Annotated in this window: 10 protein-coding genes; 3 read left to right on the top strand and 7 right to left on the bottom strand. The window is 70.4% G+C overall.

Going from position 1 to position 12,737, the window contains the following annotated elements:
* Positions 1-732 precede the first annotated feature (732 nt).
* The 5 genes from ACIRRY_RS42480 to pgsA all read right to left on the bottom strand — a co-directional run bounded on the left by ACIRRY_RS42480 (position 733) and on the right by pgsA (position 4,906).
* Complete coding sequence (locus tag ACIRRY_RS42480; RefSeq protein ID WP_403984124.1) at positions 733-1,275, bottom strand: hypothetical protein; 543 nt, start codon at positions 1,273-1,275, stop codon at positions 733-735.
* 36 nt (positions 1,276-1,311) lie between these two features.
* Positions 1,312-1,824 (bottom strand): formylglycine-generating enzyme family protein, encoded by a 513-nt coding sequence (locus tag ACIRRY_RS42475; RefSeq protein ID WP_403984336.1) that lies wholly within the window; start codon positions 1,822-1,824, stop codon positions 1,312-1,314.
* A gap of 285 nt (positions 1,825-2,109) precedes the next feature.
* Positions 2,110-3,324: a glycosyltransferase family 4 protein gene (locus ACIRRY_RS42470; protein WP_403984122.1), complete on the bottom strand. Its 1,215-nt coding sequence runs from the start codon at positions 3,322-3,324 to the stop codon at positions 2,110-2,112.
* Positions 3,321-4,232, bottom strand: coding sequence for a phosphatidylinositol mannoside acyltransferase (locus ACIRRY_RS42465; RefSeq protein ID WP_403984120.1), 912 nt, complete (start codon positions 4,230-4,232; stop codon positions 3,321-3,323). Before ACIRRY_RS42465 ends, ACIRRY_RS42470 begins: the two co-directional genes overlap by 4 nt.
* The gene (gene pgsA, locus ACIRRY_RS42460) at positions 4,229-4,906 is read right to left on the bottom strand and encodes a phosphatidylinositol phosphate synthase (protein ID WP_403984118.1); all 678 of its coding nucleotides are present in this window, start codon (positions 4,904-4,906) and stop codon (positions 4,229-4,231) included. Before pgsA ends, ACIRRY_RS42465 begins: the two co-directional genes overlap by 4 nt.
* Before the next feature lie 291 nt (positions 4,907-5,197).
* Between pgsA and ACIRRY_RS42455 the strand changes: the two genes are divergently transcribed.
* A complete protein-coding gene (locus ACIRRY_RS42455; RefSeq protein WP_403984116.1) occupies positions 5,198-7,405 on the top strand; it encodes an elongation factor G-like protein EF-G2 in 2,208 nt (735 codons plus the stop codon).
* Between the two features lie 175 nt (positions 7,406-7,580).
* Positions 7,581-9,248 carry a hypothetical protein gene (locus ACIRRY_RS42450; protein ID WP_403984114.1) on the top strand — a complete coding sequence of 556 codons (1,668 nt, stop codon included), beginning with the start codon at positions 7,581-7,583 and terminating at the stop codon, positions 9,246-9,248.
* A 25-nt stretch (positions 9,249-9,273) separates the two neighbouring features.
* On the opposite strand, the gene ACIRRY_RS42445 is transcribed toward ACIRRY_RS42450, so the two are convergent.
* Positions 9,274-9,834 carry an HIT domain-containing protein gene (locus ACIRRY_RS42445; protein ID WP_033282250.1) on the bottom strand — a complete coding sequence of 187 codons (561 nt, stop codon included), beginning with the start codon at positions 9,832-9,834 and terminating at the stop codon, positions 9,274-9,276.
* Positions 9,835-9,901: 67 nt separating this feature from the next.
* Between ACIRRY_RS42445 and ACIRRY_RS42440 the strand changes: the two genes are divergently transcribed.
* Positions 9,902-10,558 (top strand): potassium channel family protein, encoded by a 657-nt coding sequence (locus ACIRRY_RS42440; RefSeq protein WP_403984112.1) that lies wholly within the window; start codon positions 9,902-9,904, stop codon positions 10,556-10,558.
* Between the two features lie 33 nt (positions 10,559-10,591).
* Here ACIRRY_RS42440 and thrS read toward each other — a convergent pair whose 3' ends face one another.
* Positions 10,592-12,568: a threonine--tRNA ligase gene (gene thrS / locus ACIRRY_RS42435; protein WP_403984110.1), complete on the bottom strand. Its 1,977-nt coding sequence runs from the start codon at positions 12,566-12,568 to the stop codon at positions 10,592-10,594.
* Positions 12,569-12,737 lie beyond the last annotated feature (169 nt).

The raw sequence follows: 12,737 nt of genomic DNA, 5'->3' as shown, positions 1-12,737 counted from the left end.
GCGCGGTCGGACGCTGGCTGCCCCGTCTCCCGACCTGCCGCCGCAACGGAATGGCGCGGCGTCCTGCCTGTATCGGAATCGGCGCGTGCCCGGGGGCTCGGCGGCGGATCATGCCCGGGCTCAGGCCCGGGTGCGCTTCTCCACCATGCTGCGGCCGGCCGCCGACTACCCCGTCTCGCGCCCCGCCGCCGCGGCAGATGGCGCGGCCTGCTCCCCGTACCGGAACCGGTGCGTGCCCGGGGGCTCGGCGGTGGATCATGCCGCAGGCACGGATCCAGGTACGCCCTTCTCCCGTACTGCTCGCGGCTGGCGACTCCCCGTCTCGCCGTCCGCCGCCACAGCGGCCGGATGTCACGGTCCCGGCACCTCAAACCGCACGTGCGGCCCTCACCGGGGTCGATGTGCCCCCTGCGATCTCACCGGCGGATCATGCCGCGGGTGCGGGCTCAGGTGCGCCTGTCCGCCGTGTTGTGGCCAACCGCCGACTCCCCCCGCCTCGCCACCTCGCGGCCACACGCACCTCTCACACCGGAACCGGTAGGTGCCCTGGGATCTCAACCGTAACCACGTTGCACCCGCAGCCCCAGACCCGCCCGACTGCCCAGTCTCGCCACCGGCGCCGCAGCAGATGTCACAGCCCCTCCGCCTCGAAGCCGCCCGCCGCCCACACCCCGCACAGCCCGCACAGCCCGCACAGCAGGCGGCCCCGGGTCCCCGATCCGCCAGGCCCCCCTACGCCGCCCGGTCCACCAGTGCCGCCGGTGGCTCGTCGTCCATTTCGAAGGCCATCGGGAAGGGGGCGTGTCCGGCCAGGTGGAACCAGCGGACCTTGCGGTGTTCGCGGAGGCGCCGCGCCGCGCCCACGGCGTCGTTGTGGAAGCGGCGGGCCATCGGTACGCGTCGTACCGCCTCGGCGAGTTCGTGGGCCGCCTCCTCTCCTCCCGGTGCCTCCCGGACGCCCTCCACCTGTGGCGCCTCAGCGAAGACGGCGCGCAGGGCCTGGCTCAACTCGCTCTCGGCGACCTCCCGTTGCTCCTCCTCCGCCTGCCGGGCGGCGTGCGCGGCCTCGTAGAGGACGATCGAGGCGGCCGGGTCGAGGACGCCGGAGGTGGCCAACTCCTGGGTCACCGAAGCGCGGCGCAGCAGTTGGGCGTCAAGTGCCGCGCGGGCCGCGTCGATCCGGGTGTGCAGCCGGTCGAGCCGTCCCGCGGTCCAGCTCAGGTACAGGCCGATAGCCACGAGGGCGACGAGGATCCAGATCAGGGTTGCGGTCACGGGCGGCAAGGCTACCCGCCCGCGGTCACCGCCCCGTCAGGTCCCACGTGCACCGGAACCGCCGTGCCCCGCGGCCGAGTCGGGGCTGTTCTTCGAACGGGCGGCGACCCGATAGCGGCGGTAGGAGGCGCGGCAGAGGTACGAGCCACCCCGGATCATCCGCTCCTCGCCCGCCGGTACGAAGCGGCCGGCACACCACTCCCCCACGTTGCCCACCGTGTTGAACAGGCCGAAGCCATTGGACTCGTACGCCTCCACCGGGACCGTGCCGGTTGCACCCCGAGGCATGTGCTGACCAGAGGGCCGTCGCCCTGCCAGGTGTTCACCCGTTCCGCGGCGAAGTCGTCGCCCCAGGTACAGCGCCGCCCCTCGATGCCACCCACCGCGTGCCGCGTACTCCCACTCGCCCTCGGTGAGCAACCGGGCCCCCGCCCAAGCGCGCTGGGCGAGCGCATTGTGGCGCGAGACGTGCACCACGGGGCGATTCGCGCAGCCCGCGACGTCCGAGCAGGGTCCCTCCGGCGCGCTCCAGAAGACACCGCCCTCCACACCGAGCCACCAGGGCGCCGCATCGACCTGCCCGAACACGGCGTCCCGCGCGCGGGGGCAGCAGCAGACGGAACACGAACGAACTGCCGTGCCTCTCCGCCTCGGTAACGTCTCCGGTGTCGTATCCGGTGATGTATCCAGTCCGGTGACGTATCCAGTGACGTCGATGAATCAACCACCCGGCAAGGCGAGTTGGAAAAGCGAACCGACCTCCCCGCGCGCGGACACTTCGGCACGACCCCTCATGGCCGTCACCCTGCACATCCCGCACGCCGGGCAGAGCCCTCAGTCCCGGGCCAGTCCGAACCGCGCCCGGAGTCCGGTGCGTTCATCCGTGGCCACGGCCGCCGCGCCGGCGGTCACCGTCTCGTAGACGGACAGGATGTCCGCCCCGACGGTGGACCAGTCGAAGCGCCGGACATGCGCGCTCCCCTGCCGACTCAGCCGCGCCAGCCGCTCGGGATCCCCCAGCAGCCGTACGGCCGCCTCGGCGAGCGCGTCCGCGTCCTCGTTGGCGAACAACTCCCCCGCCGCGCCCTGGTCCAACACCTGGGCGAAGGCGGGCAGGTCGGCGGCGAGCACCGGGGCGCCCGCCGACATGGCCTCGACGAGGATGATGCCGAAGCTCTCGCCACCGGTGTTGGGGGCGACGTAGAGGTCGATGCTGCGCAGGAAGCGGGCCTTGTCGTCGTCGCTGATCATGCCGAGGAACTCGACGCGTGAACGCAGTTCCTTGGGCAGCGTCTCGACGGCCTCCTTCTCGTCGCCGCGCCCGGCGACCAGGAGTCGGGCGTCAGGGCGTTCGGCGAGGATCTTCGGCAGGGCCTTCATCAGCACCGGAAGGCCCTTGCGGGGTTCGTCGATGCGCCCTATGAAGCCGATCGTCTCGCCCGCCCGTTTCCCGCCTCCGCCCTCGACCGGGCTTCCGGGGTTCGTCGACGCGCCCTGCCACTCCGGCTTGGGCTCGGCGCGGGCGAAGAAGTCGACGTCGACGCCGTTCGGGATGACCACCGCGTCCCCGCCGAGGTGTTCGACGAGCGTGCGGCGGGCGTACTCGCTCACGGCGATCCGCGCGCTGATCTTCTCCAGCGCGGCCTGGAGGATCGCGTACGCGGCGATCATCGCCCGGGAGCGCGGGTTCGAGGTGTGGAAGGTCGCCACGATCGGGCCCGAGGCCGCCCAGCAGGCCAGCAGGCCCAGCGACGGCGAGGTCGGTTCGTGGATGTGGATGACGTCGAACTCGCCGTCGTGCAGCCAGCGTCGGACCCGGGCGGCCGACAGGAAGCCGAAGTTCAGCCGGGCCACCGAGCCGTTGTACGGCACCGGGACCGCGCGGCCGGCCGAGACGACGTACGGCGGCAGCGGGGTGTCGTCGTCGGCCGGAGCCAGCACGGACACCTCGTGGCCGAGCCGGATGAAGTACTCGGCGAGGTCTCTGATGTGGAACTGGACGCCGCCCGGCACGTCCCAGGAGTAGGGGCAGACGATGCCGATCCTCACGAGGGTCCCTTCGTGGGATCGAGATCCGCGAGCCACAAGCGCTGCAGCATGTGCCAGTCCTCCGGGTGGTCGGCGATGCCGGTGGCGAAGGCGTCTGCCAGCGCCTGTGCCATGACAGACGTCTTCTCGGCCCGATCGCCTGACTCGGGCACCTCGACCGGCGGATGCACCCGCCCCTTCATGACCGGCGAGTCGTCGTACCAGAGCGTCACCGGGAGCAGCAGCGCGCCTGTCTGCTGGGCGAGGAGGGCCGGGCCTGCGGGGATCCGGGTGGCCTCTCCGAAGAACTTGACCTCGACTCCGGAGGCGGACAGATCGCGCTCTGCGACCAGGCAGACCAGGCCGCCGTCCCGCAGTCGCCGGGCGAGCGTACCGAAGGCGGTGCCGCCGCTGTGCGGGAGAACCTCCATGCCGAGGCCCTCGCGGTAGGCGACGAAGCGGTCGTAGAGCGTCTCCGGCTTGAGGCGTTCGGCCACCGTGGTGAACGGGGTCTCCAGCTTGGTGGTGACCCAGGCGCCGGCGAGGTCCCAGTTGGCCATGTGGGGCAGCGCGAGGACGACACCGCGGCCGGAGGCGATGCCGTCGGTCAGGTGGTGCAGGTCCTTGGGTTCGAAGCCCGTCCTCACGCGCTCGGCGCTCCAGGCGGGGAGCCGGAAGGACTCCATCCAGTAGCGCAGGTACGACCGCATGCCCGCGCGCGAGAGCTCGGCGAGCCGCTCGGGGCTCGCGTCGGGCACCACGCGCGCGTAGTTGCTCTCCAGCCGTCGTACGCCCTTGCCGCGGCGTTTCCAGGCGAGGTCGGCGACGGTACGGCCGAGCCGGACGGCGACCGGCTCGGGGAGCTTCTTGACGACGCTCCAGCCGGCGCCGTAGAGCGCGTCCGTCAGCCGGTCCCGGGCACTGCTCACGAAGTCGCCCCACTGCTGTGCGGAGCGGCTTCCTGGGCCGCGGCCGCGTCGGCCTCGGCGGCCTCCCGGCGGACCGTGACGACCCGCTGGATCAGCGTGACCAGGCTGCCCACGGCGACGATCCACAGCGCGATCGGCAGCAGCCACTGGATGCCCGGGACGCCGAACTTGTGGAGGCCCGCGAGACCGCACGCGACCAGCGAGATCACGAGCCGCTCGGCGCGCTCGACCAGACCGTTGACGGCCACCGGCAGGCCGATCGACTCGCCGCGCGCCTTGGTGTACGACACCACCTGGCCGCTGGCCAGGCAGAAGATCGAGACGGCGCACAGGGCGATGTTGTCGCCGTCGCCCGCGTACCAGAGGGCCAGTCCGCCGAAGACCGCGCTGTCGGCGACCCGGTCGAGCGTGGAGTCCAGGAAGGCGCCCCAGCGGCTGGAGCGGCCGAGCTGGCGGGCCATGTTGCCGTCGACGAGGTCGGAGAACACGAACAGCGTGATCACGACCGTGCCCCAGAAGAACTCGCCCATGGGGTAGAAGACCAGCGCGCCCGCGACCACTCCGGCGGTGCCGAGGAGGGTGACCGTGTCGGGGCTGACGCCCCGGCGGATCAGAAACGCGGCGAACGGCGTGAGGACACGCGTGAAGAATGCACGCGCGTACTTGTTCAGCATGGCCTTCCCGGAGGGTCGGTTTCGCCGCGCGGCCCCTGCTGGCCACCGGCTGGCCCATCGTAGCCACGCGCGCGCGTGAGCGACGGCCGGGCACCCGCGCGCCCGTGTTCTGAATGGCCGCGGCACGACGCGATGCCGTCGGTGCCACCGTCGGATCGCGTCCGCTGTATGGACGCACCGTGACCGGAGTGGAAAGCTCGAACCACCGCGGGCGTCATCGGAGCCGCCACCGCACGCGGCTGCGTCGTGTCCGCGCCCACAGTGACCTCACCGTGTACGGGAGGCAAGGCCATGGGCGACAAGGCGAACGCACACCCCGGAGCCGCCGGCAGGGCTACGGCGGCCGACCACCCCGCGTCCGTACGGAATGTGGTGCTGGTCGGCCACTCCGGATCCGGGAAGACGACTCTGGTGGAGGCCCTCGCGCTGACCGCGGGGGCGGTGAACCGGGCGGGCCGCGTGGAGGACGGCGGCACCGTCTCCGACTACGACGAGATCGAGCACCGGCAGCAGCGCTCGGTGCAGCTCTCCCTGGTGCCCGTCGACTGGGACGGGTACAAGGTCAATCTTCTCGACACCCCCGGGTACGCCGATTTCGTCGGCGAGTTGAGGGCCGGTCTGCGAGCGGCGGACGCGGCCCTCTTCGTCGTCTCGGCCTCCGACGGCGTGGACGGCTCGACCCGCATGGTGTGGGAGGAGTGCGCGGCGGTCGGCATGCCGCGCGCCATCGTGATCACGCATCTGGAGTCCGCGCGCGCGGACTTCGAGGGGATGATCCGCAATTGCGCCGAGGCGTTCGGCGCGGACGACCCCGACGCCGTGCTCCCGCTGTACCTGCCGCTGCGCGGCGCGCCGGGTCCTGACGGGCACGCGCCCGTGACCGGTCTGGTCGGGCTGCTGTCGCAGAAGCTCTTCGACTACGCGTCCGGGGAGCGCAAGGAGTCCGAACCCGGGCCCGACCAGCAGCCGCGGATCGAGGAGGCCCGCAACCGGCTCATCGAGGGGATCATCGCGGAGAGTGAGGACGAGACCCTCATGGACCGCTATCTCGGCGGTGAGGAGATCGACCTCAAGACGCTGATCGGCGACCTGGAACGCGCCGTCGCGCGCGGGGTGTTCTTCCCCGTGCTGGCCGCCGCCCCCGCCGCCGAGGGCGCCCGGCAGGGCCTCGGCACGGTCGAGCTGCTGGAGCTGATCACAGGGGGTTTCCCAACCCCTCTGGAGCGCGAGGCGCCGGGGGTCACCACGGTCGACGGCAGGGCGCGGGAGCTGAAGGCGTGCGACCCGAACGGGCCGCTGCTCGCCGAGGTCGTGAAGACCGCCTCCGACCCGTACGTCGGCCGGGTCTCCCTGGTCCGTGTCTTCTCCGGGACGCTACGGCCCGACGCGACCGTCCATGTCTCCGGGCACGGGCTCGCCGACCGGGGGCACGAGGGCCGTGCCCTCCGCGAAACCGACGAACGCGTCGGCGCCCTCTCCGCGCCCTTCGGCAAACACCAACGGGCGCTCACGCACTGCATCGCGGGCGACCTCGCGTGCGTGGCGAAACTGGGCCGCGCGGAGACCGGGGACACGCTTTCGGCCAAGGACGACCCGCTGCTCATGGAGCCGTGGGAGATGCCCGACCCGCTGCTGCCGCTCGCCATCCAGGCGCACAGCAAAGCGGACGAGGACAAGCTCTCGCAGGGCCTCGGCAGGCTCGTCGCCGAGGACCCCACCATGCGCCTGGAACAGAACCAGGACACCCACCAGGTCGTCCTGTGGTGCCTCGGCGAGGCCCACGCGGACGTCGCCCTGGAACGGCTGCGCAGTCGCTACGGCGTCCAGGTCGACCTCGTCCCGCACAAGGTCTCCCTGCGGGAGACGTTCGCCGCCAAGGCGCAGGGGCGCGGCCGGCACGTCAAACAGTCCGGCGGGCACGGGCAGTTCGCGATCTGCGAGATCGAGGTCGAACCGCTGCCGGGCGGCACGGGCATCGAGTTCGTGGACAAGGTCATCGGCGGCGCGGTGCCCCGGCAGTTCATCCCGTCGGTGGAGAAGGGCGTAAGGGCCCAGGCGGCGAGGGGAGTTGCGGCCGGCCATCCCCTGCTCGACGTACGGATCACGCTCCTGGACGGCAAGGCGCACTCGGTGGACTCCTCGGACGCCGCGTTCCAGACGGCCGGCGCGCTGGCGCTGCGGGAGGCCGCCGTCGACGCGAAGATCCATCTCCTGGAACCGGTGGCCGAGGTGACCGTGCTGGTCGGCGACGACTACGTGGGGGCCGTGATGAGCGACCTCTCCGGGCGGCGCGGCCGCGTCCTCGGCACCGAGCAGACGACCGGTGGGCGCACGCTGATCCGCGCGGAGGTGCCCGAGATAGAGATCGGCCGCTACGCCGTCGACCTCCGCTCCCTCTCGCACGGCACGGCCCGCTTCAACCGCGCCTACGCCCGCCACGAACCGATGCCCCCGCAGATCGCCGAACGGATCCGCGAAGAGGCGGGCGAGGCCCCGTAGTCGGCTCCCAGTTGCCGCCCGGTCGAAAGATCCTTCTGCGTCGGCGGGCGGCTTCGGCCGTCCGCCGACGGATGTCAGTGATGGCCGATACGCTGATGACCTGATCAACAGGTGTGCGGAGCACGGAAGTCGGGAAAGCCGCAGAAGCGGGAGCAGCGGCGATCGGGGGGCGGGAATGACCGTTGACAGCGGTTACGCGGACATCTTCGGACCACAGGTGCCGCGTACCGGCGACGAGGGGCAGACGGCGACCTTCGCGCTGGCCTCGGCGGCGTACCGGGACAACCCGGTCGCGGACATCAAGAAGGCCGACAACGAATGGCACCAGACGGCCGTCAACGAGGGCCGCAAGTGGGCGACGATCTTCCGCCCCAACCTCGGTGAGGCGTTCTCCGGAGCCCTGGTGTCCCGCATGCTCGGCCCCGGACGCAAGCCGCTCATCCAGTCGTTCGGCACCGAGCCGCAGGCCGTCGTCGAGCACGCCCTGGCGGCCAACAACATCCGCCGCGCACGGGACAACAGGCTGTCCATGATCATGGTGCTGTGCGGCGTGCTGTTCCTGCCCGGGCTCGTCGTCTGGCTGCTGGTCTTCCAGTTGCGCAGTCTGATCGACAAGCGCACGCAGACGAACAAGAGGGCGGGCGCGATCGCCACGACCCTGCTCGTCGCGGTGGGCGCGGTCGCCGTGATCTTCCTGATCAAGATGCCCTTCGAGGGCTTCTGGTCCTGGTACGCACGTGCGTGCGTCGTCCTCCCCGTCGTCGGCTGGCTGTGGGCCAAGCAGGTCTGCGAGAACACCGCGAAGGATCTGCGCGGGCGCTGGGACAGCCTGCTCTCCGGCAGCAGCGTCGGCGCCAAGGTCCCCGAGGCGGTGCCGACCAGCCCCGGCGAGACCCAGGCCGAGCAGCTCCGCCAGTCCCTGGCCAAGCTCAGCGCCGAGCAGCAGTCCAACTCGGTCTTCTACGCCGGGCCCAAGGGCATCCTCGGCATGGGCACCCGCTGGGGCAGCTGGCAGCTCGCCGAGGACCTGATCGCGCGGGACGCCACCCGGGAGATCCACCCCTTCCGCAGCTGGGACGTCATCCGCAACATCCACGACGACCTGCGCATGCTGGAGCGGAACACGATCAACACCGGCGGCTTCCCGAAGGCGTCCATACGCCACTGGGTCGTCACGCCGATCGGTGAGGGCGCCAAGGCCGTGTCCCGGCCCGAGGGCACCGACGTGGACGCGTACCAGGTCAAGTCGCACGCGATACAGGACATCTGCAACAAGCAGCAGTTCGGCGCCGGCGACCGCCACTACCTGGGCGTCCAATGGACGCTCTGGGAAGGGCAGTTGGTCATCACCATGATGATCACGGTCACCGTGCTGCACAAGACGCTCCGCATCGAGATCACCGGGCACGCCCTGGGCCCCGTGAACTCGCTGTTCACCGGCAAGTCCGAGGCCCCGACGAAGAGCGTCCAGAAGACCTTCAAGCCCTGGGAGAACCGCAGCGTCAAACTCCCCCTCGTCCCCGCCGACGAGGTGGTGCGCCTCGCGGTCCGCGCCCCGATCACCTGGTACCCGCCGCTGCTGAACTGGCTCGGCGGTTCCATATCCCTGCCCGAGCCGTTCGGCCTGCGGCACGCCTGGGCCGACCAGCCCTGGCGGCACCGCTTCATGGCCGACGACGCGCTGCGCGCCGCGACACCGGTCCTGCGCGTGGTGCACGCGGCGGCGATCCGCGTCCTCGACGAGAACGGCGTCGACACGGAGAAGTTCAGCAACCGCTCGTCGGTCCTCAGCGGAGGCGTACAGGACGCGTCACCCCGCAAAGCAGACAGCTACGACGCGTAGGCGACCACAGGGGGCGTCGCGTGGCTCACGCCGTGGGCCACGCGTCCGCCAGCATCTTCCGTGTGTCCGCGAGGAGTTGGGGCAGCACCTTCGTGTGACCGACCACCGGCATGAAGTTCGTGTCGCCGCCCCAGCGCGGGACGATGTGCTGGTGCAGATGGGCGGCGATGCCCGCGCCCGCCACACTCCCCTGGTTCATCCCGATGTTGAACCCGTGGGCGCCGGACGCGGTCCGCAGAGCCGTCATCGCCTGCTTGGTGAGGGCGGCGAGCTCGACGGTCTCCGCGTCGGTCAGGTCGGTGTAGTCGGCGACATGACGATAGGGCACGACCATCAGATGGCCGCCGTTGTACGGGTACAGATTGAGCACCCCGTACACCAGCTCGCCGCGCCTGACGATCAGCCCGTCCTCGTCCGATTTCGCCGGAATCGAGCAGAAGGGGCAACCGTCGTCGGCACCGGGGCCGGTCGGCTTGTTCTCACCCTGGATGTAGGCCATCCGGTGGGGCGTCCACAGGCGCTGGAACGCGTCCGGCGTCCCCACTCCGATCTGCTGCTCGGGCTCACTCGTCATGCAGGGAAGCATATGGCTTCGCCCGTTCGCGGCGTGTCGGCGGGGTTGCGCGAAACGCCTCCCGGGCCAAGCTGGGCGGGTGGACGACGACAGCCGCAAGGCCCGCTGGGAGCGGCGCACCGAGGTTCCCCTCGCCGTGGCGTCGATGGTCTACCTCGCCGCGTACGCGGTCCGCATCCTGGCCCACGGCCTGCCCGGCGACTGGCAGGACCTCTGCCTCGCCGTACTGTTCGCCGCCTGGGCGCTCTTCGCCGTCGACTACGCGGTCCGCTGGCGCCTGAGCGGCCAACGCCTGCGCTTCGTCCGCACGCACTGGCTGGACACCCTGGTCCTGCTCCTGCCCCTGCTCCGCCCCCTACGGGTCGTCAAGGTCTACGAGGCCGTACAGCGCCGGCACGACCGGCCCCGGCTCGCGCTGCACGCACGCGTGATCGTCTACGCCGGCCTGTCCACCCTCCTGCTGGGCTTCGCGGGCGCCCTCTCGGTCTACCAGGAGGAGCACGCGGCCCCGGGCGCGACGATCACGACGTTCGGCGACGCCGTGTGGTGGACCTGCGCGACCTTCGCGACCGTCGGCTACGGCGATGTCGCACCGATCACTCCGCTCGGCCGCCTGATCGCCGTAGGAATGATGGCCATCGGCCTGGCCCTGCTCGGCGCGGTCACCGGAACCTTCGCGTCCTGGCTGCTCCAGGTCTTCGCGCGGGAGGACGACGAGAGGCCCCCGGGGATCTGAACTCCCCGGGGGCCTCTCAAAAGAACTACGGACTCAGACCTGGACCCGGTCCGCCACGACCTGCTCGATCTTCGCGATGGCCGCGTCGAACGCGATGCCGTTCTCCTGCGAGCCGTCGCGGTAACGGAAGGACACGGTCCCGCCGTTCATGTCCTCGTCGCCGACGATGACCATGAACGGCACCTTCTGCTTCTGCGCGTTCCTGATCTTCTTCTGCATCCGGTCCGAGGACGAGTCGACCTCGACGCGCAGCCCCTTCTTCTTGGCCGCTACGGCGAACTTCTCCAGGTACTCGACGTGCCCGTCCCCGATCGGGATCCCGACCGCCTGCACAGGCGCGAGCCACGCCGGGAAGGCACCCGCGTAGTGCTCCAGCAGCACCGCGAAGAACCGCTCGATGGAACCGAACAGCGCCCGGTGGATCATGACCGGCCGCTGCTTGGAGCCGTCGGGACCCGTGTACTCCAGGTCGAACCGCTCCGGCAGGTTGAAGTCGAGCTGGACGGTCGACATCTGCCAGGTCCGGCCGATGGCGTCGCGCGTCTGGACGGAGATCTTCGGCCCGTAGAACGCGGCGCCACCCGGGTCGGGAACGAGCGGCAGCCCCTGCTTCTCGGCGACCTGGCGCAGCGTCTCCGTGGCCTCTTCCCAGACCTCGTCCGAGCCCACGAACTTCTCCGGGTCCTTGGTCGACAGCTCCAGGTAGAAGTCCGTCAGGCCGTAGTCCCGCAGCAGGTTGAGGACGAACGTGAGCGTCTTGTCCAGCTCGTCGGCCATCTGCTCGCGCGTGCAGTAGATGTGCGCGTCGTCCTGCGTGAAGCCGCGCGCCCGGGTCAGCCCGTGCACGACGCCCGACTTCTCGTACCGGTACACGGTCCCGAACTCGAAGAGCCGCAGCGGCAGTTCACGGTAGGAACGGCCGCGCGCGTCGAAGATCAGGTTGTGCATCGGGCAGTTCATGGGCTTGAGGTAGTAGTCCACGCCCTCGTCGAGCTGCATGGGCGGGTACATGCCGTCGGCGTACCAGTCCAGGTGCCCGGACGTCTCGAAGAGCTTCCCCTTCGTCGCGTGCGGGGTGTAGACGAACTCGTAGCCCTCCTCCTCGTGGCGGCGCCGCGAGTAGTCCTCCATGACCCGGCGGATGACCCCGCCCTTGGGGTGGAAGACGGCCAGGCCGGAGCCGATCTGGTCCGGGATGGAGAAGAGGTCCAGCTCGCTGCCCAGCTTGCGGTGGTCACGCTTCTCGGCCTCGATCAGGAAGTCGAGGTGCGCCTTCAGCTCCTCCTTGGAGGGCCAGGCGGTGCCGTAGATGCGCTGGAGCATCGGGTTCTTCTCGCTGCCGCGCCAGTAGGCGGCCGCGTTGCGCATCAGCTTGAACGCCGGGATGTTGCGGGTGGTGGGCAGGTGCGGGCCTCGGCAGAGGTCCTTCCAGCACAGGTCGCCGGTCTTGGGGTCGAGGTTGTCGTAGATCGTCAGCTCGCCGCCGCCGACCTCGACGTCCGCGCCGTCGTCCGTGGACGCGGAGCCCTTGATGCCGATGAGTTCGAGCTTGTACGGCTCGGAAGCCAGCTCCTCACGAGCCGCCTCGTCGGTCACCACACGGCGCGAGAAACGCTGGCCGCGCTTCTGGATCTCCTGCATCTTCTTCTCGACGGCCTTGAGATCCTCGGGCGTGAACGGCCGCTCGACGTCGAAGTCGTAGTAGAAGCCGTCCTTGACCGGCGGGCCGATGCCCAGCTTGGCCTCGGGGAACAGCTCCTGCACGGCCTGCGCCATCACGTGCGCGGTGGAGTGGCGCAGGATGTTGAGGCCGTCGGTGGAGGAGATCTCGACACCCTCGACCTCGTCACCCTCGGCGACGACGTACGCGAGGTCCTTGAGCTCTCCGGCCACGCGCGCGGCGATGATCGAGCGCTCGCCGGCGAAGAGCTCGGCGGCCGTCGTGCCCGTCGTCACCGTGCGCTCTTCCCGCTCGGAATCGCGTTGGATGATCACACGGACGTCTGACACCGGTCTCTCCTGACTGCAGGGTGGATGCGGCGCCATACCGGGAGCGCGCGCAATAGGGGATCGTACCGACCCTAAGCTTGGCGTTTATCCTCGCTGGTCACTCGACCTGCTGATCTTGCTGTGTTCGTGAGACAGCAGGACGGCCGTTCTTCACGCTTCGAGGTGTCGA

It is taken from the genome of Streptomyces sp. NPDC101776 (genome assembly GCF_044766845.1).
In the GTDB taxonomy this organism is placed as follows: Bacteria; Actinomycetota; Actinomycetes; order Streptomycetales; family Streptomycetaceae; genus Streptomyces.
This window is presented reverse-complemented; position numbering and strand designations above follow the sequence as displayed.

Excerpts from the sequence above, each read along its gene's own strand:
- pgsA (WP_403984118.1), bottom strand. The coding sequence starts at position 4,906 with ATGCTGAACAAGTACGCGCGTGCATTCTTCACGCGTGTCCTCACGCCG.
- ACIRRY_RS42455 (WP_403984116.1), top strand. The coding sequence starts at position 5,198 with ATGGGCGACAAGGCGAACGCACACCCCGGAGCCGCCGGCAGGGCTACG.
- ACIRRY_RS42450 (WP_403984114.1), top strand. The coding sequence starts at position 7,581 with ATGACCGTTGACAGCGGTTACGCGGACATCTTCGGACCACAGGTGCCG.
- ACIRRY_RS42445 (WP_033282250.1), bottom strand. The coding sequence starts at position 9,834 with ATGCTTCCCTGCATGACGAGTGAGCCCGAGCAGCAGATCGGAGTGGGG.